This is a genomic window from Nocardia sp. NPDC051052 (assembly GCF_044456045.1).
Taxonomy (GTDB): Bacteria; Actinomycetota; Actinomycetes; order Mycobacteriales; family Mycobacteriaceae; genus Nocardia.
The window spans coordinates 79,271-101,594 of sequence record NZ_JBITFL010000017.1; the positions used below are offsets into that span (position 1 = coordinate 79,271).

General features: G+C 68.0%; 20 protein-coding genes. 11 read left to right on the forward strand and 9 right to left on the reverse strand.

The features are described 5' to 3' along the window. The first annotated feature begins 7 nt into the window (after window positions 1-7). The 4 genes from ACIBCN_RS39180 to ACIBCN_RS39195 all read left to right on the forward strand — a co-directional run bounded on the left by ACIBCN_RS39180 (window position 8) and on the right by ACIBCN_RS39195 (window position 4,885). On the forward strand, window positions 8-1,459 hold the full coding sequence (locus ACIBCN_RS39180) for an aldehyde dehydrogenase (NADP(+)) (RefSeq protein WP_396997226.1): 1,452 nt from the start codon (window positions 8-10) through the stop codon (window positions 1,457-1,459). Beyond that, entirely contained in the window at window positions 1,456-2,736 is a 1,281-nt protein-coding gene (locus ACIBCN_RS39185; protein WP_396997404.1) for an enolase C-terminal domain-like protein, read from the forward strand. The genes ACIBCN_RS39180 and ACIBCN_RS39185 overlap by 4 nt, the downstream gene beginning before the upstream one ends. Before the next feature lie 124 nt (window positions 2,737-2,860). Continuing rightward, a complete protein-coding gene (locus ACIBCN_RS39190; RefSeq protein WP_396997228.1) occupies window positions 2,861-4,255 on the forward strand; it encodes an amidase in 1,395 nt (464 codons plus the stop codon). Between the two features lie 105 nt (window positions 4,256-4,360). Then, a complete protein-coding gene (locus tag ACIBCN_RS39195) occupies window positions 4,361-4,885 on the forward strand; it encodes an Lrp/AsnC family transcriptional regulator (RefSeq protein ID WP_396997230.1) in 525 nt (174 codons plus the stop codon). Window positions 4,886-4,929: 44 nt separating this feature from the next. On the opposite strand, the gene ald is transcribed toward ACIBCN_RS39195, so the two are convergent. Next, window positions 4,930-6,036, reverse strand: coding sequence for an alanine dehydrogenase (ald, locus tag ACIBCN_RS39200; RefSeq protein ID WP_396997232.1), 1,107 nt, complete (start codon window positions 6,034-6,036; stop codon window positions 4,930-4,932). Window positions 6,037-6,297: 261 nt separating this feature from the next. Here ald and ACIBCN_RS39205 point away from each other — a divergent pair, with 261 nt between their 5' ends. The 4 genes from ACIBCN_RS39205 (at window position 6,298) to ACIBCN_RS39220 (ending at window position 9,209) form a co-directional block, all read left to right on the forward strand. Further along, window positions 6,298-6,939 carry a GntR family transcriptional regulator gene (locus ACIBCN_RS39205; RefSeq protein WP_396997234.1) on the forward strand — a complete coding sequence of 214 codons (642 nt, stop codon included), beginning with the start codon at window positions 6,298-6,300 and terminating at the stop codon, window positions 6,937-6,939. Continuing rightward, window positions 6,939-8,162: an MFS transporter gene (locus tag ACIBCN_RS39210; RefSeq protein WP_396997236.1), complete on the forward strand. Its 1,224-nt coding sequence runs from the start codon at window positions 6,939-6,941 to the stop codon at window positions 8,160-8,162. Before ACIBCN_RS39205 ends, ACIBCN_RS39210 begins: the two co-directional genes overlap by 1 nt. Before the next feature lie 251 nt (window positions 8,163-8,413). Then, window positions 8,414-8,788, forward strand: coding sequence for an RNHCP domain-containing protein (locus tag ACIBCN_RS39215; RefSeq protein WP_396997238.1), 375 nt, complete (start codon window positions 8,414-8,416; stop codon window positions 8,786-8,788). A 10-nt stretch (window positions 8,789-8,798) separates the two neighbouring features. Beyond that, the gene (locus ACIBCN_RS39220; RefSeq protein WP_396997240.1) at window positions 8,799-9,209 is read left to right on the forward strand and encodes an RNHCP domain-containing protein; all 411 of its coding nucleotides are present in this window, start codon (window positions 8,799-8,801) and stop codon (window positions 9,207-9,209) included. A 13-nt stretch (window positions 9,210-9,222) separates the two neighbouring features. On the opposite strand, the gene ACIBCN_RS39225 is transcribed toward ACIBCN_RS39220, so the two are convergent. The 4 genes from ACIBCN_RS39225 to ACIBCN_RS39240 form a co-directional block, all read right to left on the reverse strand. Further along, window positions 9,223-10,065 (reverse strand): hypothetical protein, encoded by an 843-nt coding sequence (locus ACIBCN_RS39225; protein ID WP_396997242.1) that lies wholly within the window; start codon window positions 10,063-10,065, stop codon window positions 9,223-9,225. A gap of 165 nt (window positions 10,066-10,230) precedes the next feature. Continuing rightward, window positions 10,231-10,698, reverse strand: coding sequence for a GNAT family N-acetyltransferase (locus ACIBCN_RS39230; protein WP_396997244.1), 468 nt, complete (start codon window positions 10,696-10,698; stop codon window positions 10,231-10,233). Window positions 10,699-10,777: 79 nt separating this feature from the next. Beyond that, complete coding sequence (locus tag ACIBCN_RS39235; RefSeq protein ID WP_396997246.1) at window positions 10,778-12,166, reverse strand: ATP-binding protein; 1,389 nt, start codon at window positions 12,164-12,166, stop codon at window positions 10,778-10,780. Then, window positions 12,163-12,834: a response regulator transcription factor gene (locus tag ACIBCN_RS39240; protein ID WP_396997248.1), complete on the reverse strand. Its 672-nt coding sequence runs from the start codon at window positions 12,832-12,834 to the stop codon at window positions 12,163-12,165. The genes ACIBCN_RS39235 and ACIBCN_RS39240 overlap by 4 nt, the downstream gene beginning before the upstream one ends. 89 nt (window positions 12,835-12,923) lie before the next feature. On the opposite strand from ACIBCN_RS39240, the gene ACIBCN_RS39245 reads away from it, so the two are divergent. Next, window positions 12,924-14,861: a glycoside hydrolase gene (locus ACIBCN_RS39245; RefSeq protein WP_396997250.1), complete on the forward strand. Its 1,938-nt coding sequence runs from the start codon at window positions 12,924-12,926 to the stop codon at window positions 14,859-14,861. 236 nt (window positions 14,862-15,097) lie between these two features. Here ACIBCN_RS39245 and ACIBCN_RS39250 read toward each other — a convergent pair whose 3' ends face one another. Then, window positions 15,098-16,225 (reverse strand): acyl-CoA dehydrogenase family protein, encoded by a 1,128-nt coding sequence (locus tag ACIBCN_RS39250; RefSeq protein ID WP_396997252.1) that lies wholly within the window; start codon window positions 16,223-16,225, stop codon window positions 15,098-15,100. 193 nt (window positions 16,226-16,418) lie between these two features. Continuing rightward, on the reverse strand, window positions 16,419-17,759 hold the full coding sequence (locus tag ACIBCN_RS39255) for an ABC transporter permease (RefSeq protein WP_396997254.1): 1,341 nt from the start codon (window positions 17,757-17,759) through the stop codon (window positions 16,419-16,421). Window positions 17,760-17,936: 177 nt separating this feature from the next. Between ACIBCN_RS39255 and ACIBCN_RS39260 the strand changes: the two genes are divergently transcribed. Continuing rightward, window positions 17,937-18,500, forward strand: coding sequence for a dihydrofolate reductase family protein (locus ACIBCN_RS39260; RefSeq protein ID WP_396997256.1), 564 nt, complete (start codon window positions 17,937-17,939; stop codon window positions 18,498-18,500). On the opposite strand, the gene ACIBCN_RS39265 is transcribed toward ACIBCN_RS39260, so the two are convergent. After that, window positions 18,497-20,071 carry a Na+/H+ antiporter gene (locus ACIBCN_RS39265; protein ID WP_396997258.1) on the reverse strand — a complete coding sequence of 525 codons (1,575 nt, stop codon included), beginning with the start codon at window positions 20,069-20,071 and terminating at the stop codon, window positions 18,497-18,499. The two genes, ACIBCN_RS39260 and ACIBCN_RS39265, sit on opposite strands and share 4 nt — an antisense overlap. Window positions 20,072-20,158: 87 nt before the next feature. Next, entirely contained in the window at window positions 20,159-21,028 is an 870-nt protein-coding gene (locus tag ACIBCN_RS39270) for an alpha/beta fold hydrolase (RefSeq protein WP_396997260.1), read from the reverse strand. A gap of 131 nt (window positions 21,029-21,159) precedes the next feature. Between ACIBCN_RS39270 and ACIBCN_RS39275 the strand changes: the two genes are divergently transcribed. Then, entirely contained in the window at window positions 21,160-22,077 is a 918-nt protein-coding gene (locus ACIBCN_RS39275; RefSeq protein WP_396997262.1) for a cupin domain-containing protein, read from the forward strand. Window positions 22,078-22,324: the final 247 nt, after the last annotated feature.

The window sequence follows — 22,324 nt, forward strand, 5'->3', positions numbered from 1 at the left end:
AGGAATCATGGATACCGACCCGAACGACCTATCCCGAATCATCGGCGCGGCGGCGGAATCCGCGTCATCGCTCGCCGAATCGACTCCGGCCGAGCGCGCCCGGTGGCTCACGCACGCCGCCGACGCGATGGATGCCGCCGCCGCCGACCTCGTCCCGCTCGCGGCCGAGGAAACACATCTCCCGGAGCACCCGCGCCTGCGTGGCGAATTGGCGCGCACTACCTTTCAGCTGCGCCTGTTCGCCGAGGTGCTGGCAGACGGCGAGTTCCTGCGTGCCACCGTCGACCACGCCGACCCACAGTGGCCGATGGGCCCGCGACCGGATATCCGCCGCAGCGTGGTCCCGATCGGTCCGACGCTGGTGTTCGCCGCGAGCAACTTCCCGTTCGCGTTCAGCGTCGCGGGTGGCGACACCGCCGCCGCGCTGGCCGCGGGCTGTCCGGTCGTCCTCAAGGCGCACCCAGGGCATCCGCGATTGTCCGCACGCACCGGGGTGATCGTCCGCGAGGCGCTGGTCGAGGCGGGCGCACCCGCCGGAATCTTCGAGGTCATTCACGGCATCGACGCAGGCACCACCGCGTTGCGTCACCCCGCCATCGCCGCGGCGGCCTTCACCGGGTCGGTGCCGGGCGGGCGGGCACTGTTCGATATCGCGACCGCGCGTCCCCGGCCGATCCCGTTCTATGGCGAACTGGGCAGCGTCAATCCGGTTGTGGTGCTGCCTGCGGCCGTTCGCGCGCGCAGCCGCCAGATCGTGGCAGGTTTCCTCGGCTCGTTCACCCTCGGTGCCGGACAGTTCTGCACCAAACCCGGCCTGCTATTCCTTCCGGCGGGCCATGGTCTCACCGACGCCCTCCGCACAGCCGTTCGTGACGCACCCGGACAACGGCTACTCAACGACCGCATCGCCCACGGCTTCCGTGCCCGAGTCATGGACCTGCGCGAACATCCATCTGTCACCGCGCTTTCCCTGCCCGATATCGACGCCGACCTGCTCGCACCAACACTGTTGACGGTGTCCGCCGCCGATTTCCTTGCCGGAGGCGAACTCCTCCAACAGGAATGCTTCGGGCCCGCCGCGCTGATTGTCGAGTACGCGAATTCCGCCGAGCTACAGGCGCTGCTCGGCGAGCTCGAACCGGGCCTCACCGCAACGGTTTTCGCGGAGGACAGCGAGATCGACGACGTCCGCCCGCTGCTGCCCGCGCTCACCGCGCTGGCCGGACGGTTGATCTGGAACGACTGGCCGACCGGCGTCACGGTCACCTGGGCCCAACAACACGGCGGCCCCTATCCGGCCACCACCGCGCCCACCACGACCTCGGTCGGCACCGCCGCGATCGACCGGTTCCTGCGGCCCGTCGCCTGGCAGGGTTTCCCCGACAGCCTGCTCCCGCCCGCGCTACGCGACGACAACCCCTGGCGTCTACCGCGCCGCATCGACGGAAAGCGTGACTGACCATGTCCCCTGTCATCACCGACGTCCGCCTCACCCCGATCCTCATCGCCGACGCGCCCCTGCTCAATGTCGGTGGCGTACACCAGCCGTACACGCCACGACTGATCGTCGAGATCGAAACCGACAGCGGCACGGTCGGTCTCGGCGAAACTTACGGCGACCACCAATACCTTTCCCGTGCAACGGAACTAGCGCGGCACCTGATCGGCATGCCGGTCGCCGCCAGCAATGCGATCCGTTTGCTCGGCGCGGGTGGCACCCGCCTGCTCGAGGACAATCCGGTCGCGGGCGGCCTGCGCGGCACGGTGACCACGGACAAGGTCCGCCTCAGCGTGATCTCGGCCTTCGAGACGGCGGCACTCGACGCGCACGGCCGCGAGCTCGGCCTGCCCCTGCACGCCCTGCTCGGCGGCAAGGTGCGCGACCGCGTCGACTACTCCGGCTACCTCTTCTACAAGTGGGCCGAACATCCCACACCGAACGCTCCGACCGACGAGTGGGGCGCGGTGCTCGACCCGGACGGCGTCGTCCGGCTGGCCGAAAAGTTCAGCGCCCATGGCGGATTCCGCTCGTTCAAGCTCAAGGGCGGTGTTTGCCCGCCCGAGGAGGAGGTCGCCGCCATCACCGCACTGGCCAAGGCGTTCCCCGAGCACCCGCTGCGCCTCGATCCCAACGGCGGCTGGTCACCGGCCACCGCGACGACCGTCGCCGAACAACTCACCGGCGTCGTGGAGTACCTCGAAGACCCCACCGCCCGCGTCGCCGACATGGCCGAACTCCACCGCCGCACCGGAATGCCGTTGGCCACCAACATGATTGTCACCGCCCTCGACGAGATCCGGCCCGCCTTCGACGCGAACGCGGTCCAGGTCGTGCTGTCCGACCACCACTTCTGGGGCGGCCTGCACGCCACCCGCGACCTCGCCGCGATCTGCCACGCCTACGGCAAAGGCATCTCCATGCATTCCAACACCCACCTCGGTATCAGCCTCGCGGCGATGACTCAGGTCGCCGCCACTGTCGCGCACCTCGACTACGCGTGCGACACCCACTACCCGTGGCAGGCCGAGGACGTCATCACTGCACCGTTCACCTTCACCGACGGCGCCATCGAGGTCACCGACATACCCGGCCTCGGCGTCGAGCTCGACCGGGACGCGGTGGCCCGGCTGCACGAGCGCTGGCAGTCCATGCCCGCCATGCGTGATCGCGACGACGTCGCGGCCATGCGCGTCGCCGATTCCGCGTACCGCCCGCCCAGTTCGCCGAAATACTGAACTCCTTGTGATCCGCATCCGTATTGATTGCGAAATGGTCATACGGCTATCTACTGTCGGGTCTTCGGCCCGACGGTTCCGTCGTGCTGGTCACGCAGCGCTGTGTGGCCGAGAGGAGCGGTAGATGGATCTCCAGGACGTCGTATCGGCGGGCGTGCTCGAGCAGCGAGAGCTGCTGGAACAGGGAGTCCTGTCTGCGCAGGAGTTAGTCACCGCCACACTGATCGGCATCGAGGCGGCCGCGGATCTGAACGCTTTCACCCAGGTGCGCCATGAGCAGGCGCGGGCCGAGGCGATCGAAAGCGACCGAGAGCGCGCCGCGGGTGCCGTCGGCCCGCTGCACGGGATCCCGATCGCGATCAAGGACGAGATCGACGTCGCCGGTCTGGTGACCACCTTCGGCACCAGGGCCAACTCGACGCCGGCCAAGGCCGATGCCGAGGTGGTGCGCCGGTTGCGCGCCGCGGGCGCCGTCATCGTCGGCAAGACCGCGATGCCGGAATTCGGGCAGTGGCCGTTCACCGAGTCGAGCACCTACGGGGTGACCCGCAATCCCTGGGATCGGAACCGGACGACCGGCGGTTCCAGCGGTGGCTCGGCCGCGGCGGTGGCGGCGGGCCTGGTCCCGGTCGCGATCGGTAGCGACGGCGGCGGCTCGATCCGGATTCCCTCGGCCTGCTGTGGACTGTTCGGCCTCAAACCGCAGCGCGGACGGGTGCCGGTCGCGCCGTTCGAGCATCTCTGGTGGTCGCTGGGGGTCACCGGGCCGTTGACCCGCGGCGTTCTGGACTCCGCGATCGTGTACGACGTGATCCGCGGCAACACCCCCGACGACCGGTTCACCGCGCCTGAGCCCGCGATGTCGTTCGAGCAGGCCGCACGGCGGTCCACCACCGGCCTGCGGATCGGCTACAGCACGAAATCGCCTAACGCGCTGGCGAAGCCGGATCCGGAGCACGTGCGCGCGGTGCACGACACCGCGAAACTGCTTGCCGACCTGGGGCATTCGGTGTTCGAGGTGGACCCGCACTACCCGGAAACCCTGCATGCCTTCTTCCCTCAGTTCTTCGGCGGCGTGCGGGACGAAGCCGACCATGTCGAGCATCCGGAACGCCTCGAACGCCGCACCCGCCAGACCATCGCGATGGGCACCTGGGCCCGGCGTCCCGTCGTCGAATGGGCGATCCGGCAGGGAGAAGGCTTGGCGCGCAAGGTCGATCGGGTCTTCGCCGAGTGCGATCTGCTGCTCACGCCTACCCTCGCGGGCCGCCCGCCGCGCATCGGCGCGCTCGACGGCGCGAGCACGGTGCGCGCCCAGCTGCGGTCCATTCCGCTGGTGGCCTACACGACGCTGTGGAACGTGACCGGTCACCCGGCGGCCTCCCTGCCCGCGGGCATCGGCACGGACGGACTGCCGCTCGCGGTACAGCTGGTCGGACCGAGCAACGGCGAAACGACCATCCTCACCGTCGCCGTGCAGCTGGAACAGGCTCGGCCGCATGCCCGGCCGGTGGTCTGAGACCGGGCGTGACATTACAGCCCGCGTGCTACGGCGGAGTGCGTGGCGGCGAATATTATTCATAAATAAGGCGGATTCACGAACAAGATTCTGTACGGTCGAGGTATGCGTAAGAGTGATTCACCCGGCGGCTCGACTCCACCCGTGCCGCCGATCCATCCTCCGGCCGGAGTGCCGATCGATGATATCGACCGAATTCTGCTCGACCAGCTCGCGCGGGACGGCCGTATGACGAACAACGCGCTGGCCGCGGCGGCGGGGATCGCGCCGTCCACCTGCCTCGGGCGGGTGCGCGCGCTGGTGGAACGCGGCGTCATCCGCGGGTTCCATGCCGATATCGATCCGGCCGCGCTCGGCCGGAGCCTGCAGGCCATGATCGCGGTGCGGTTGCGCGCCAGCGCACGCCAGCACCTCGCCGAATTCGGCGAGCAGATGTCGGAGTTCGAGGAGGTGCTCAATGTGTACTTCATCGCGGGCGCCGACGACTACCTGATCCACGTCGCCACCTCGCACACCGACGAGCTGCGCCGGTTCGTGCTCAACAACCTCAGCGAGCATCCGGCGGTCGCCTCCACCGAGACGATTCTCATCTTCGAGCACATGCGGCCGAGGACGAATCCCACCGCATGACAAAGGCGGCCGACCCACCGGGTCGGCCGCCTTCGCGAAACAGGTTACGCGGCCAGGCTTTCGGCCTCGTACCCGTGCGCGGCCGCGACGGAAGCGGACAGCAGCACACCACCATGCGTGCTGAGACCGCTCGCCAGGCCCTGGTCCATCGCCACGGCCTCGCGCCAGCCGTGCCCGGCCAGCGACACCACGTACGGCAGCGTGGCATTGGTGAGCGCGACGGTCGAGGTGTAAGGCACCGCGCCGGGCATGTTGGCGACGCAGTAGAACACCGACTCGTGCACCCGGTAGGTCGGGTCGGCGTGCGTGGTCGGGCGCGAATCGGCGAAGCAGCCGCCCTGGTCGATGGCGATGTCGACCAGCACCGAGCCCGGCTTCATCTGCGCGACAAGGTCATTGGAGACCAGCGTGGGCGCCTTGGCGCCGGGGACGAGCACCGCGCCGATCACCAGATCGGCTTCGCGCACGGCCTTTTCGACCTCGAGGCGGTTGGACATGATGGTGCGCACCTGACCCTTGTACTGCGCGTCGATCTCGCGCAGGCGGGCGATGTTCAGGTCGAGCACGGTCACCTCGGCGCGCATGCCGTGCGCGATGGCGATCGAGTTGCCGCCCGCGACGCCCGCGCCGATCACGACCACGTTGGCGGGCGGGGTGCCGGGCACGCCGCCCATCAGCACGCCGCGGCCGCCGCCGTTGCGCATCAGGTGGTAGGCGCCGGCCTGCGGGGCCAGGCGGCCCGCGACCTCGCTCATCGGGGCGAGCAGCGGCAGCGAGCCGTCGCGGCCGGTGACGGTCTCGTAGGCGATCGAGGTGATGCCGGAGCTCAGCAGCGCGTCCGTGCATTCCTTGGAGGCGGCGAGGTGCAGGTAGGTGAACAGCACCTGACCTTCGCGCATGCGTGAATACTCTTCGGCGACCGGCTCTTTCACCTTGAGCACCAGTTCGGCGGTGCCCCAGACCTCGTCGGCCGTGTTCAGCACCCGCGCGCCTGCGACGGTGTATGCCTCGTCCTCGAACGCCGAGCCGCGACCGGCACCGGACTCGATGTACACCTCGTGCCCGCGCGACACGAGCTCGTGTACACCGGCCGGGGTAATGGCGACCCGGTACTCGTGGTTCTTGACCTCGCGGGGGACCCCGATCTTCACCTGCGCTCCTGAATGTCTGGATGTTCATGGATGTCGATAGTCGATCCGCATAATATGGACCGTTACTGCTAAAAGTATGAATATCATGCGTGTTGAGGTCTATATCTATGAAGATAATTCTCATTGAAGCCGGTTCTTTCGTCGAATCCTCAGATTGAAGCTAACGTGAGCGCCCTCACTCGCAAGATGTTCGGTCAGCAGCGCCGGCGGGTAACAAACCTCACAGTCGGTTAGCGCTCCATCCTGCCTAAGATACAACTTGTGTCTAAGACGTATTCATCAGCTGAGCAGGCCTATCGCGAGGTCAAGGAACGCATCCTCACCGGCACACTGGCCGGTGGCGAGCTGATCAGCGAGGGCGAGATCGCCGCCGACCTCGGCACGTCGCGGACGCCGGTGCGCGAGGCGTTCCTCCGGCTGGAGACCGAAGGGTGGATGAAGCTATACCCGAAGCGCGGTGCGCTGGTGGTGCCGATTCCGCCCGATGAGGCCGAGCATGTCGCGTACGCCCGCTACGTCGTCGAGGCGGCCGCGGTGCGCGCGCTGGCCTCGACCGATCGCACGGCGCTGACGTCGCTGTTCCGATCGTCGCTCGACCGGCAACGCGAGTTGGCCGCGGCCGGGGACCTCGACCAGTTCGCTCTGGTAGACACCGACTTCCATCGCTCGTACGTGATCGCGGCGGGCAATCCGCTGCTGGCGAGCTTCTACGACTCGCTGCGTGAGCGGCAGCGGCGGATGAACAGCGTGGCGCTGCGCCGCGGTCCGATCGACATCGACCGGATCATCGAACAGCACGCCCACCTGGCCGGGCTGATCGAGGCAGGCGAGGTCGAACGCTTCGCCACCGCGTTGGCCGAGCACCTCTCCGGCGTGCACCAACTAGAACTACGAGGACTGTGATGGCGACGCCGACCACCGCGGTCCGGTCCGCGCCCGCCCAGGTCAGGGCGAAGGCATGGTGGGGTGTCGCGGCCACGATGTTCGCGATCGCCTGGGGCGGAAACGAATTCACCCCGCTGCTGGTGATGTACAAGAACCACGGGCTGCCCGCCACCACGGTGGATCTGCTGCTGTTCTACTACGTCCTCGGCATTGTGCCCGCGCTGTTGATCGGCGGGCCGCTGTCGGATCGGTTCGGGCGGCGCGCGCTGCTGCAGCCCGCGCCGCTGATCAGTGCGGCGGGTTCGCTGCTGCTGGCGTTCGGGTCCGCGTCGGTGCCGGTGCTGTCCGCCGGACGGGTGCTGTGCGGGGTGGCGCTCGGGCTGGCGATGGCGGTGGGCAGCAGTTGGTTGAAGGAGCTCGCGCAGCCACCGTTCGGGCCCGCGCTGCCCGGTGGTACCGGGGCGCGACGGTCGGCGATGAGTCTCACCGGGGGTTTCGCGGTCGGCGCGGGATCCGCCGGGGTGCTTGCACAGTGGGCGCCGTGGCCGAACACCCTCGCCTATCTGATCAATGTGACGCTGTGCCTGGTCGCCGCACTGTGGGTGGCGCGAGCGCCGGAAACAGTACTCCCTGAGGGGAATCCAGGCCGACTGATCGACGATCTGAAGGTGCCCGCTGCCGCGCACCGCCGATTCCGCTGCGTGGCACTGCCGGTCGCGCTGTGGTTGTTCACCTCCGCGGGCACCGCGTACGCGATCATGCCGGCGCTGATGGCGCCACACATTCATGGCGCCCCGATCGCGTTCTCGGCGCTCGTCGGAGTCATCACGCTGAGTTGCGGTTTCGCGATCCAGTCGGTGGCGCGGCGGATCGATAAACCGGGCACCGCACGCGCGGCCGTCGTCTCGCTGGGCTTCGTCACCTGCGGAATGGTCACGGCGGCTTGGGCTTCCGGCGCGCTGACGCTCTGGGCGACGCTGGCGACGGCGGTTGTTCTCGGCGCGGGATACGGCATCGGATTGGTCGCCGGCCTGCAAGAAATCGAACGGATCGCGCGCCCAGACGATCTGGCCGGGCTGACCGCGGTGTTCTACTCGGTGAGCTACCTCGGCTTCGGCGTGCCCGCCCTGCTGTCCTTCCTGAATCAGCAGTTGGGCTTCGGCTACCCCGCTATGTTCGCGGTCGCCATCCTCGCGGCGGCGGGCAGCGTGGTGCTGGTGGTCCGGAACTATCGGAGCTGATCCCCCACGCCAAAATCAGTGGCGGCCCCCGAGCCGCCGTTGCTACGGTTGCTGCCGCGCTGGTAGAGCGCCCGAGAGAAGGAAAGAAGTGTCTATGACCCGGACCGCGCCGAGCGCGCCTCATCGCGTGGAATCGAGCCGCATCGGTTCGTCCGCGCCCGCACAGCCCACAGCCGCTACCTAAGCTTCGAGGCGCGCTCGGCCTGCTCCTGCTGCTACTGCATTCAGCCCTCAGCAAAGGAGTGATCCGGGTGTCAGACAACACCTCTCACGGTCATAGCGCAGCACTGCGCACCGACACTTTCACCTGCGTCCGCTGCGGTCTCGTCGTGGCCACGCTCGCGCCGGACAACAGCCGGCGCAACCACTGCCCGAGTTGCCTGAACTCACGGCACACCCACGACCACGTCGAGGGTGGCACCTCCGACTGCCGCGCCAGAATGGCACCGCTGTCGATCGCCGTGCTGCGCACCGGCGAATGGGCCGTGGTGCATCGCTGCACCCGCTGTCACGAGCTGGCGCTGCACCCCGTGTGCGGCGACGACAACCAGCTCATCCTGATGCGGATGGCCGTCCGCCCGCTCGCCGAACCACCGTTCCCGCTCGAAGTCTTCGGCGATCTGTAGGGGGTGCGACATGCCACGCAAGAAACCGGCGGGCCGTCGCCCGCAACGCGCCAAGGACGTATTGCACGGCCGCGCAGGCGAATCCGGCGACGCGTTCCGCTGCATCGGATGCCGGATGGACGTATCGGTCACCGCGCCGGGTACCGCCCACCGCAATCACTGCCCGCACTGTTTGACCAGTCGCCACGTGGACCGGCGCGTCCCCGGCGATCGAGCCGAGCAGTGCCGAGGGCGGATGGCGGCGGTGAGCATGTCCACCCGGGACAACGGCGAATGGCAGCTCGTTCACCAATGCGTGGCCTGCGGTTCCCTCAAAGCGAACCGTATAGCCGGCGACGACAACGCCCTCGCCTTGATGCGAATAGCGTTGCGCCCACTGGCCGATCCGCACATCGGCCATCGCGCACTGCTGGCGCTATGACGGCTGCCGGTATCTAACCGGCTTCGGCCGGTTGCGTGTCGGCCTGAAGTGCGCGGCGCACGTGCGCGGCTTCGGCGTCCAGTGCGGCGGCCTGGAGGTAGGCGGCGGTGGTTTCGGCGAGGAGAGTGGTCCAGCGGGTGACGCGTTCGACGCGGTGGGCCAGTTCTCGTTCGGCCGTGGCCAGCGCTGTCTCGTCGCCCGCGGCCGCCGCAGTCCTTGCCTCGCGGAGTTTTTGCTCGGCGCGGAACTGGAGTTCACGGCAGTGGTCGGGGTCGAAGACCTCCGCACGGATGTCGGCGGCCTCGGCTTCCAGTTCCGCGATGCGGGCAAGGCGTGGATCGGACTGGTCGATCGTTTGGTCCGGGGCCCAGACGTCCTCGGTAGATTCCCATGGAAGGTCGAAGGTTTCGTCGTTGAGCGCCTTCTGCTCGAGAAAGCGCCGGTGGTCTTCTTCGGCCCACTCGAGGTAGTCACGGTACTCGGCCATGTCCGTGTCGGTGACCGGCCGGTGCCGCGGATGCGCGGTCATCGATACCGCGATGCTCCCGTCGCCGTAGCGGAGATGCACACTGACGACCGTGACCGGGTGGGGTTCGGCTCGCTCCTCCACCCGCGCCATCATCACCTCATAGCGGTGCTCCTCCACCGCACTGTCGCACGCCTGCTCGAACACCCCGCACGCGATCTCGTAATGCTGACCCGCGGTGCTGCCGGTCAGCGGATGCGCCTCGCCGAGCCGCGTCTCACCGGACTCGACGGTCGCGCCGTCATGAACGACCTCCCAGGAGTAGATTTCGGCGAGCTCGTCGGCGGACGTACCCGGCCGCGCCTCGGTGGTATCGGTGACGTCGTGCACAGTCGGCTCCCATCTCGTGGCCGAACATGGCGGCGGCGCCCCGACTTCGCAGCGCCGCCCCGCAGGCGGTTTGCACGCCTATATTTCCCCTTCCGAGCGCAGCACGCCAGCGGCAAATCTGGGGATCGCCGCGCGTTGGCGACCGCGGCGCACGCGAGTACGCGTTCACCGGGCCGTGGTGGACAAGATCGCGACGACGTAGGTGACAGATCGGCCGTCCTGGACGCACTGAAGTTGTTCGCGCTCAACGAATCCGAGTTGGCGGACTAGCTGCCGGCTCCGGCCGTTCCACGCTTGGATCGCCGCGCGAACCGGGGTCGACGGGTGGTCTCGGCGGAGGTGACTCAGCACGGTGCCGCCGAACGCCATGCCGTGACCTTTGCCGACCCATCTCGGATCCATGCCGACGCCGAGATCGATCACGTCGAGGTCTTCATCGAGGCCAGGAACTCGTGCTTCTGGGCCGGTGCAGAAGAATCCGACGATTCGGCCCGTCGCGCTGTCGGTCACTGCCGAGTAGCCATCCGCGGCAGTGGGGAGGTCATCGGTCGCGATGAGGTTATAGATGTCCCACGGGCCGTCGTACTGCCAGCCGGCCACCTGGTGAGCGTCGCTGTGGGTCAGGGGGCGCACTATCAGACGATCGGGCCATCCATCATGCATTGTGCCATGGTCTCGCAATTGCCTGTTGGGGTCGAAGCAGTTTCGGTGCTCACTGAGATCGGGGGTCAGGCGTTGGCGGCGGGAAGGTCAGATGGAATACGGTGCCGCCGTTCGGGGCTGGCTCGGCGGTGGGAGTAGCGCCGTGCAGGTCGGCTACCTGTTTGACGATGGCGAGGCCTAGGCCGTGGCCGGGTTTGGTGCGGGCGGCGGTGGAGCGGTAGAAGCGGTCGAAGATGTGCGGGAGATCAGGGGGTGGGATGCCGGGGCCGTGGTCGCGGACGGTCAGGTCGTGCTGGTGGAGAGCGACGTGGATGGAGGCGTGGGGTGGACTGAATTTGGCGGCGTTGTCGAGGAGGTTGGTGATGGCGCGGGCCAGGCGGGCGGGCGCGCCTTGGATGGTGGTGGGGTGCAGATCGGATTCGAATGCCACAGTGGGCCAATGACGTTCGGCTGCGTGAAGGCAGTCGGCGACGAGCAGGTCCAGGCGTAGGTCTTCGAGAGTTTCGGGTGAGGCCGACGGGTCGTCGGCGCGGGCGAGATCGATGAGGTCAGTGACCAGGCCGGACAGTTCGTCGGACTGAGTTCGTAAGGCGGACGCTGTTTCGTCCAGTTGCGCGCTGCTGAGGCGGGAGGCTCGGCCGAGTAGGTCGATATTGGTGCGGAGGGCGGTGAGCGGGGTGCGGAGTTCGTGGGAGGCGTCGGCGATCAGGCGGTGTTGGGCAGCGCGGGAGTCGCGCTCGGCGGTCAGGGCCTGGTCTAGTTCGTCGAGCATGGCGTTGAAACTGCCTGCCAGGCTTTGGAGTTCGTCGGGACCGGTGACGGTGATGTGGTGGCGAGGGTCGCGGGTGCCGGCGATGCGTTCGGCGGCCGTGGTCAAGGCGGTGACCGGGGCGACCGATCGGCGGGCGGCGAAGAGCCCCGCCGCGATGGCGAGCAGGGTACCTATCGCGGCTGCGGCCAGGAGTGCGTAGGCGACCCGGCGCAGGCTGGTATCGACGGGGTCTGAGCGTTGAGCGATTTGCACTGCGGAACCGGAATGTATTGGCGCGGTGTACATCCGGAGTCGGTAGCCGTCGAGGCTGATGTCGCTGAAGTAGGCCGGTCGACTGCCTGCCGCAACCGCCATAGTGGCCGAGTCGACGGGTAACGGCTGGTTCGGGTCGTGCTCGGATTCGATCCGCCCGTCGGCGGTGACGACCTGGACGCAGCTCGGAGCGGTCAGGTATCGGCACGGTCCGGAGGCGGTGGCGACGTCGGCGTCCGTGGCGACCGTGCGGCTGATGCGGGTGGCCTCCCGGCGCAGGCCGAGGTCGAGGGAGCTGTCGAGTTCGTGGGCGACCACGGCATAGGCGGCCAAGCCCATGCCCGCCAGCGCGAGTGCAATGGCGGCGACGCAGAACAGCGCGATGCGGGCGCGCAGCGAACCCGGCAGCCTCACGGCGGAGCCAGCCGGTAGCCGATGCCACGCAGGGTGTGGATCAACCGAGGTTCGTTGTCGGCTTCGAGCTTGCGGCGCAGGTACCGGATGTAGACCTCGAGCGAGTTCGAGGTCGAGCCGAGGCCGGCGCCCCAGACGCGTTCGATGAGTGTCTCGCGCGGCAGCGCCTGGCCCTCGTTGCGCAGCAGCACCTCGAGCAACGCGAACTCGGTGCGGCTGAGTTCGACGAGGCGGGTGCCGCGACGGACCTCGTGCGCGGTCGTGTCCATGACGAGATCCGCGCAGCACAGCACGGCACCGTCGTCGGGATAGGTGCGCCGGACCAGAGCGCGAACCCTGGCGAGCAGCTCATCCAGGTCGAACGGTTTGACCAGATAGTCGTCGGCGCCCGCGTCGAGCCCGTCGACCCGATCGGCGACCGCGTCGCGGGCGGTGAGCATCAGGATCGGCGTGCGATCCCCGCGCGCCCGCAACCGGCGGCACGCCGTCAGCCCGTCCATGAACGGCATCAGGACATCCAGCAGCACCACCTCCGGCGGCCATCGTTCGATCTCGGCGAGCGCGGCGGCGCCGTCGCCCGCGGCGCGGGTCTCGTAGCCCTCGCTGTCCATCGCGCGCACCAGAGCCTCGCGGACCGCGTCTTCGTCATCCACCACCAAAACGCGCATTGTTCGGATACTACGGATCGGATCCGCGCAGGCCCGGGACCCGGCGTCGTCTCATCGAACTCTCATCCGGCCGCGGAACCGTGCCTGGCATGAGACGTCGGAGCATCGGGGCCACCCTCACGACCGTGTTACTGATCGCGGGCTTGACCGCCTGCGACCGCGACACCGGAAGCACGCGACCGGAGCAGCGCGGCAATCACGTGCTGGTGCCGATCGACGGCGGCCAGGCGGATGTGGACACGACATCGCTGTCGATCACCGGCGTCACCGGCGACGGCGCGCGCATCGCGATCTCCGACGGCGCGGTGGGCGGTCTCGGCGCGGCAGGCCCGGCTCGGATCACCGGCGACCTTGCGACGTGGACCTACCCGGACAAGGGGCTGACCGTCTCCGCCGACTCGGCCGATGGACGCTTGCGCATCGCCCTGCGCAGCGACCGCGACGAGCGCATCGCCTGGCCGGTAACCGGCACCGACCCGACCACGACCGCCCTGCGACTCCCCCGCGGTGAGGGTTTATCCCTGCCCGTCGGCGACCCCTTCTGGAACTCCCCCGACGCCACACTGATCGACAATCCCCTCGACCTCACCTCCGGCCTGACCATGCCGTTCTGGGGTTACCGCATCGGCGAACGCGGCGTGAGTTACCTCGTCCCGAGCGACATCGGCACCACTCTGACGGTCACCTCCGCCGATGGAAAGCTGCGCGCAACGGCCGCACATCAGTTCGCGGCCCGAGCCGATACCCGGGACTACACAGTCACTTTCGCCCTCACCGACGCCTCACCCGTCGCCGCCGCCAAGGACTACCGCGCCTGGCTGATCCAACATGGCCAGTTCCGTTCGCTCGCAGACAAGATCCGGCAGAACCCCTCGATCTCCCAGCTATTGGGCGCATTTCACGCCTACCTCTGGGGCGACGGCCGGACACCGGAGGCTATCCGCCAGATGCGGGATCTGGGCCTGAGCCGCATGTGGCTCGGCTACGACGCCGGCGACGACCCGATGACCCGCGACGCGATCGACGCCGCGAAACAGGCCGGATATCTTGCCGGACCCTACGATTCGTACGCCAACGCACAAGACCCCGCCACCGCCGACAACCCGAGCTCGCGCTGGCCCGGCCGGATATGGCCGACCGGCTGCGTGCACAACGCGGACGGCACACCCGAAACCGGCTTCGGTAACCGCGGCTGCTACCTCAGTTCCCAAGCGCTGGCACAAGATCCACGCCTACTCGACGACCGATACGCGAGCATCACCGCCAACGGTGCGAACACGTACTTTCTCGACGTCGACGCCGCAGGCGAGCTCTTCGACGACTACAGCCCCGAGCACGCGATGAACCAGCGACAGGACCGCGACAATCGCCTGGCACGCATGCGCAACCTGTCCGATAAGCAGGTGCTCGGATCCGAGTCCGCGGGCGCATGGGCGAGCACGGTGCTCGCCTACAGCCACGGCTCTCAGACACCGGTGTCGGATCTGCTGTGGAAGGCCGAGCGCGACAAGGAAACCTGGGGCGGCTGGGCACCGGCACGCGCACCCCGCACGTTCTTCCAGCCCGCCGAACTACCCGCCGCCGCAGCCAAGGCCATGTTCGACCCGGCTTACCGTGTCCCGCTGTACGAGACCGTCCTGCACGACTCGGTGATCAATCTGGACCGCTGGGAACTCCCGTACTACAAACTGCCGCAACAACAAACGATGCGCGCACTGACCGCGATCCTGAACAACACCCCACTGAACCTGGTGCTGGACCAGGAGCAGCTCACCACGCACGGCCATGAAATCGCCCGCCTGCAAAAGTATTTCGCACCGCTGCACCAAGCGGCAGGCACTGCGCCGATGACCGACTTCCAGTGGCTCACCGACGATCACCTGGTGCAGCGCAGCACTTTCGGCGACGGCACGCTGACAGTCACCGCCAACTTCGGCACACAGACCTACGGCGACCTACCGGCGGGCTGTGTCGACGCGAAACTCGCGACCGACAGCGCATCGAGGCAACTCTGCCCCGGCAAATAGACCGAGGGACCCGGCGCACCTCCGGCTCCGGGCCCCCCGCTCTGACCGAGGCCGGTTATGCAGGCGTGAATCGCGTTGGCAGAGACTCCATCCCACGGATCACGACAATCGGCTCGTACAACGACGTGTCGGTGAGCAGGGTTCTTCGGGTCGGCGGTCCGCGCGTCGTCGTCGCGGTTGGCCGAATTGATCAGCACGCCGAGGTTCTCCCGCAGTCCGCGCTCGAAAACCGCGGGTTACTCGTCTTCCGGCACGCCGAGCACCAGCCTGCCGATCTCGCCTGCGATCACCTCGGTGGAGTACGCCATCAGCTGCCCCGCTTCGGCGTCACGTAGATGGCGTTGGATGGGTGATTGTTTGAGGTAACCCGAGGCGCCACCGACCCGCACGCCCAATTGCGCGACCTCTACGGCGACCTTGTTCGCCAGGTACTTGGCCCGCGACAGGTTGGGGAAGAAACTCGGCAGCCCGTTGTCAGCCTCCCACAGCGCGCGCTCGTATAAGGCGTGTGCGGCCGCCAGCCTGGTCTGCACGTCGGCGACATCGTACTGCACCCACTGCTGATGCGACAGCGGCTTACCGAGGATCACCCGCGACCGCGCGTGCTCGACCAGCGCGTCCAACGCGGCGTCGGCGATGCCGAGGGAGATCGCGGGCAGACCGGCGGGAATCACCGCGAAGTCACCGAAGCCCGGTGCGCGACCACGATATTCGGCGCGCAGCACGGTGTGGTCGAAGGACAGCAGCTGGCTGCGCGTTGCCCGCAGGCCGAGGGTGTCCCAGATCGGGATGGTCGAGACCGTTTCGTCGGGAATCACGCCGAAGAAAGCCGGCACATTGTCGACCCGCGCGTTCACCAGCAGGTACTCGGCGATCTCGCAGCCGGAAACGAAGCGTTTCGCCCCGGTGAGCGACCAGCCGCGCGCGGCCGGAACGGCATCCTGCTGTGGATTGAGAAAGCGGTTGCCGCTGGCCGGTTCGGACAGCGCGTTGGCGAATCGCTTGCCCGCGAGGAACTCGTCGGCGAAGAACGAGCCGAGCGTTTCGCCGGTGAGTTCCGCGAGCGCGACGCCCGCGCCCGCGTGCATGGTCCAGATCGTCGCGGTCGACGGGTCCGCCTCGGCGAGTACGCACACCACGTGCCCGAATGCCGCGTAGCTCAGCCCGAGCCCGCCCACTCGTTCGGGTAACACCGCCCGATCGAGGTCCGCGTCGTGTAGCGCCGTCAGATGCCCGACCGCGATCTCGGCCCGCTCGTCGTATTCGGCCGCGACGGCCCGAAATCCCTCCGCCAACTCGGCGACTCGATCGAGCACCTTGCGCTCGGCATCGCGGACCGGAAAAGGAAGCTGAGCAGCAGTCACGAAACGCTCTCTGGTCGAAGGGAATCGGCTGACACCAAGGCCGCCGGGCAACTCGCCGACTCAGGTTACGCAGGAGACGCCGCGGCTGCGGCAGGAACGGACGAGCCTGGCGCCTCGCGTCGGACAGACCGCAATAGGCGGCACCAAGCGTGCCCACCGCAGGTAGCGGTGTCTGATCCTCGACAAACCAGCATCACACGCGCGATGCCGGTGCGGGCCGCCCGGTTCCGGTGCGGCGCAAGCCTTTGTAGTCGTAGAACCGGGTGATCATGGTGCCGAGGATGAGGCCGACGGCCAGGCCCAGCGCCGCCATCCAGACGCCCCGGCTGAGGCCCGCCGGCCCGCTGGCGTCGAAGTAGAGGATCGCGCGGACGCCGAGGAACACCTGATGCATCGGCTCGAAAGACGCGAGCCAGCCGAAGTATTTCGGCGTCGCCTCGATCGGCACGGTACCGCCAGAGGAGGGCAGACCGAGGATGATGAACAAGATCAAGTTGAGCAGCAGGCCCGCCGAACCAACCGCCGCGAGGATCGACAATCCCGTGATGCCGACAGCGATGATGGCGAGCGCGCTGTAGAGGAACAGCCCGAGCGGGTGATCGATCGGCATGCCCAGCGCGTTTCCGACGATAAGGAACACGCCCGCAACAACATTCGCGGTCACCACCATCACGCCCCACTTGATCAGCAGGGTGTGGAACCGCGAGATGGGCGTCGGCGGGAAGTGCACGAACCACGGCCCGTACTCGGTGGGCACGAAGCCTAGTTGCGCGTCGATCATCGTGTGGATGGTCATCGAGCCGACCAGACCGGCCAGCAGGAGCAGCAGCGCGTAGAAGAAGGCCGTGAGACCTTGGCCGGTGCCGCTGGGCAGCGGATGGAATGGTTCGGTGACGATCTGCAGCGGCTCCGCGAGGGCGACGCGGGTGGCGCCGCTCAGCTCGGGGGCGGGCGACCCGCCGGGTGGTGGCGCGAGCTGCGCCTTGACCTGTTCGGTGAGCTGCGCGCCGACCTGCTTGTTCACCTGGTCCAGCGCCTGGCTGCCGATCTGGGTGACGATTTCGGTGACGAAGGCGCCGCTGCGCGGATTGGTCTGCAACGTGATGATCGGGCGCTGGATGTCACCGGGGATCACACTGCCGACGCCGAGGATGCCCAGTCGTTTGCTGAAGTCGCTCGGGATCAGGATGGTTCCGTAGACCTTGTTGTCCTGCATCCGCTGCGAGGCCTCGTTCACGGGGAGCACCTGTAGGTCGATCTTGTCCGCGGGCACCGCCTTCTTCAGGCCCTCGGTCACCTCGTCGCCGAACTTGACCTGCCGCTCTTGCCCTGGCGCGCCGATGGTGTCGCCGACGTCCTGATTGACCAGCGCGATCGGGAAATCGTGCATGTTCTCTTCCGGATCGACCACATAGTCGAGGTACATCGTGCCGAGCAGGGCCATGAACACGGCCAGGGTGGCCACCGGTAAGAGCCACATGCGCAGCCCGAGGCGGCGGTCCGAACGAGCTGCTTCCCCGCTGTCCGTAGTCACGGTCTCGGACGGTAGCAGCAGACCGGACGCGGATTCGGGAGCTTCGCCGGGCTGTTTGCTGTGAGGATGCGAAGTAGGCCTACTACCGCCGATGAGCCATCTGATTGCAAAACGCAAGCAGATGCCTTACGGTGAATCTACCGATTGCAATACGCAATCAGACGGTGGGAGAAGACGATGCAGGACACCGAACCGCAGACCGCCGACGGAAAGGTGCTCTGGCACTTCACGATGTCGCTGGACGGCTTCGTCGCGGGGCCGAACAACGGGCACGACTGGATGACCGGGTTCGCGTTCCGCCCGGGACTGGTCGGCGAATATGTCGAGACCACCGGTGCCGTGCTCGGCGGCCGCAAGGGCTGGGACGCCGCCGGCGACGACCGCCCGTACGGCAGTGCCTGGCACGGGCCGATCTTCGTGCTCACCCACCACCCCGAGGACGCGCGACCCGACGACCGAGTCACGTTCCTGAACTGCGACGTCGCCGAAGCGGTGCGGATCGCGCGCGCGGCGGCGGGCGGCAAAAACCTCGAGGTGTTCTCGCCGACGATCGGCCGGCGGCTACTCGAGCTCGGACTGATCGACGAGATCGACCTGCACATCGCGCCGGTCTTGCTCGGCGACGGTATCCGGTTGTACGACAACCCCGGCGGCGAGCCGGTCCGCCTACGCGAGATCGGCTCGGACGATCTGCCGACGGTCGTCAACGTGCGGTACCGACCGAGCAAGCTGCCCTACTAAGGCGAGCGCAGGTCGAGGCGGCGCATCACTCGATCGACCAGATCCGGCGGCACGCCGGGTTCCCGCCGGGCGGACATCGCTTCGGCGCGCCCGGCCGTCAGTATTTCCTGATTGATCCTGGCGAGCTTGCGGTTGAGCCGAAAGCTGCGCTCCGCCGCCGCCTTGGCATCGTCGGCGGCCTCGGGATCGGCTCTGGCGAGCCGTCTTTCGATGCCGACATGCAATCGGTCATAGACCTCGTCGGGCAGGTTCTCGGTGTGCGCCACCTCCTGCAGACGGCTCAGCTCCGCGCGCAGAATGCGAGTCCACAACTGCCGCTCCATATTCCGCTCCGCCTCAGTGTCGACGCGAACCCCGGTGGCGCGCACCACGAGTGACAGCGTCGGCCCCTGGATCAGCAGGGTGAACAGCACCAAAGCGAAGGCGGTGAACAGGATTCCGCTGCGCCAGGGGAAGTCGGCGCCCGACTCGGTGGTGAGCGGCACGGCCAGGGCCAAGGCGACCGTGGCCACGCCGCGCTGCCCCGCCCACCAGGTCACCATGGTCTCGCGCCAGGTGTACGGCTCGTCGGCTTCGCGACGCCGCCACCACCGACCGAACAACGCCCAGGTCGCCATCAACCAGACCAGCCGGACGCCGACGACCGCGGCGATCACCGCGCCGGAGACACCGAGGAAGCGCGGCCAATCCGGGCCGGCGTCGCGTAACACGGTGGCCAGTTCCAGCCCGATCAAGCCGAAAGCGATTCCGGTGACGAGCATTTCGATGATCGACCAGAACGAGTCGCCGATCAGCCGATAGTCGCTGTCGCCGAAATCGGTGGCAGCGTCGGTCAGATACAGCGCGCACACCAGCACCGCGAGCACCGCCGACCCGCCCCAGGCATCGGCGAGCCGGTAGGCCGCGAACGGCAGCGCCAGACCCAACGCCACCTGCCAGGCGGCCTCGTCGAGCCGGCGCATCAGCCAGCTGCCGCCCCAGCCGAACACCAGGCCGACCGCGACGCCGACCACCGCGGACACCACGAAATCCAGCGCCGCCGACCACGCGGAGAACTGACCGGTGACCACCGCCTGCACCGCGATCCCGTACAGCACGATCGCGGTGACGTCGTTGAACAGCCCCTCCCCTTCCAGCACCGCGACCAGCCTGCGCGGCAGCCCGAGCCGACCGGCCAGCGCGCCGACGGCCACCGGGTCCGGCGGCGCCACCAGCGCGCCGAGCACGAACGCGACGGCCAACGGCACCGCGGGCTCCCACAGATGCACCGCCACCGCGACCACCGCCGCGGTGGCGACGACCAACCCGACCGCCTGCAGCGCGATCGCGCTCCAGTTCTGCGCGAACGTCCGCCACGAGGTGCGCCGGGCCGCCGCGTACAGCAGCGGCGGAAGTAGCAGCGGCAGAATCAGATCCGGCGCGACCCGCACATCCGGCACCGCCGGGATCAACGCGAGCACGCAACCGAACACCGTCATCAAGACGGCCGGAGCCACGCCGAGCCGCCTACCGATCGGCTGGGCGAGGATCGTGCCGAACAGCACGAGAAACGGCAATTCCAGATGACTCACGCCAACACAGTGTTGATCGGCTGTCTGAGAAAAGCAGCTGTGTTCTCCTGAGAAACGCTGTTGTATTGCCGCTCGGCGGATTCTCGCTCAGCCCTGCACGCTGTCCGCGGCCTTCTCGATAAGCGCTGTGACCGCCTTCGGCTGCGATAGCGCGACCGCGTGGCTGCCCGCCTCTTCGACGGTGGTGGCGTTCATCCGCTTGGCCATCTCCCGCTGTCCGTCGGCGGGGATCATGTGGTCGTCCTTGGCGACCAGGGCCCAGCTCGGCAGCGACTTCCAGGCAGGCACACCGCTCGGTTCCATGAACGAAACCACCGCGATCGGGCGCTGCGCGGCGGCGAGCACAGTCGTCTCGCTCTCCGGCAGGTCCTGCGCGAAGTTGTCGTGGAGCTTGTCGGGCGCAATGGTCAGCTCCTGACCGGATCCGCCGCCGGGCAGTGGGAACTCGTGCGGGACACCGATTTTGGTGGCCGGTCCGCCGAACTTCGCGTCCAGCGCGCCGACCGGTTCGCCCTCGTCCGGTGAGAACGCGGCCACATAGACCAGTCCCGCCGCCTTGGGTGACCCCGTCGCGGCATTGGTGATCACCGCACCGCCGTAGGAGTGGCCGACCAGAATCGTCTTGCCCGGCAGCCCGTCCAGCACGCTGCGGATATACGCGGCATCGTAGGTGAGCCCGCGCAGCGGCACCGCCGCCGTCGTCACCTGATAGCCGTCGCGCTGCAGTTGCGCGGCCACCTTGCTCCAGCTCGACCCGTCGGCGAAGGCACCGTGTACCAGCAGCACGGCGGGCTTGTGGCCGCTCGGCGCGGGCGTCGGGTCGCTGTCGGCGGACGCGGTGCAGGCCGAGACGGTCATGCCCAGCGTGACCGCGGCGACGGTCAGCGCGGCCGTGCGCAGGCCGCGACGTGCCGCCCGGGTACGGCTGGCGGTGTCGCGAGAATTGTTGTTACGCATGGTTGTTCGACCTTTCAACGATGGAACGGCAGGACTCTCGCGGCGAGCAAGCTCCAAGTTAGCCGGACAATCAGGCAATAGCTATGCTTCAGAAGTCGAGATAGTTTGCCGAAACTCCAGGAGCGTCGATCGTGTTCAGCCAGACCGAGGACCTCGACGCGTTCTCGGAAATCCTGGAGGCCGTCCGGCTGCACGGGGACACCGTGGCCCGGTTCGCCCCGCCCGCTCCGTTCGAGGTGACCATTCCGGACGGCATCCGGCTGCTGCACGTCGTCGAGTGCGGCAGCATCCGGCTGCGCGTCGGTGACGATCCGCCGATCCTGCTCGGGCCCGGCGACCTGGTGTTGCTCGGCTGTGGCGACGCGCACTCACTCAGCGCAGGCGCCGGCGCGACTGCGCGGCCGCTGCGGGCTTCGGACACCTTCCGCCTCGACGCCGAGCTCACCGACCCGGAGGCGCCGCGCTGGGTCACCGGCACCTTCGCGGTGCAGGAGGCCATCGCGGCACCGCTGCTGTCGGTGCTGCCCCGCGCGATCCACATTCCGGCGGACCCGAGCCACCGGCCGTGGCTCGCGGCCATCCTCCCGGTGCTGCTGATCGAGGTGACCAGCCCGAATCCCGGTGCCGCGGCAATGATTTCGCGGGTGCTGGACCTGTTGTTCATCCATACCCTGCGCGCCTGGTTCGCGGGGCACGACGCCGAGCCGGGCTGGCTCACGGCGGCGATGGATCCGGCACTCGGGCCGGTGCTGGCCGCTATCCACCGGGATCCGACCCAACCGTGGACCGTGACCACGCTGGCCAGGGACGCCAGGATGTCCCGTTCCGCGTTCGCCGAACGCTTCACCCGCCTGCTCGGCCAGGCCCCGGCGGCCTACGTCACCGAGCGCCGCCTCGACCACGCCGCCGAGCTGCTGCGCTCGACCGCCGACCCGGTGTCCCGGATCGCCGCCGACACCGGCTACACCTCCAATGCCGCGTTCAGCCGGGCCTTTCAACGCCGCTACGGCGACGCACCGCAACGCTGGCGCAAGCTGACAGTGCGGTGAACGAGATGTCCGGTGGACGTCCGGGCGATCGCCGTTTGGGGTATGCCGCACTGCGGCAATCTGGTGCTTACGACGCAGTTCCCTGAAGTGGTGAAAGGAGAGTCCGATGATCATCGGCATGGTTAGCCACTGGGTTCGTTCAGTGCTAGATCTAATCGGCATTTGACCCGGCGGTCCAAGCATGGCCTAGCGCGCGGAGAACCGCGGGGCCGTTCGGTCTCGCGGTGCTCCCGCCCAGCGCCGCATG

Coding starts and splice junctions, on each gene's coding strand:
- ACIBCN_RS39240 (WP_396997248.1), bottom strand. CDS start 12,834: ATGCGCGTTTTGGTGGTGGATGACGAAGACGCGGTCCGCGAGGCTCTG.
- ACIBCN_RS39195 (WP_396997230.1), top strand. CDS start 4,361: ATGCGTAAGAGTGATTCACCCGGCGGCTCGACTCCACCCGTGCCGCCG.
- ACIBCN_RS39190 (WP_396997228.1), top strand. CDS start 2,861: ATGGATCTCCAGGACGTCGTATCGGCGGGCGTGCTCGAGCAGCGAGAG.
- ACIBCN_RS39220 (WP_396997240.1), top strand. CDS start 8,799: ATGCCACGCAAGAAACCGGCGGGCCGTCGCCCGCAACGCGCCAAGGAC.
- ACIBCN_RS39260 (WP_396997256.1), top strand. CDS start 17,937: ATGCAGGACACCGAACCGCAGACCGCCGACGGAAAGGTGCTCTGGCAC.
- ACIBCN_RS39180 (WP_396997226.1), top strand. CDS start 8: ATGGATACCGACCCGAACGACCTATCCCGAATCATCGGCGCGGCGGCG.
- ACIBCN_RS39210 (WP_396997236.1), top strand. CDS start 6,939: ATGGCGACGCCGACCACCGCGGTCCGGTCCGCGCCCGCCCAGGTCAGG.
- ACIBCN_RS39245 (WP_396997250.1), top strand. CDS start 12,924: ATGAGACGTCGGAGCATCGGGGCCACCCTCACGACCGTGTTACTGATC.
- ACIBCN_RS39270 (WP_396997260.1), bottom strand. CDS start 21,028: ATGCGTAACAACAATTCTCGCGACACCGCCAGCCGTACCCGGGCGGCA.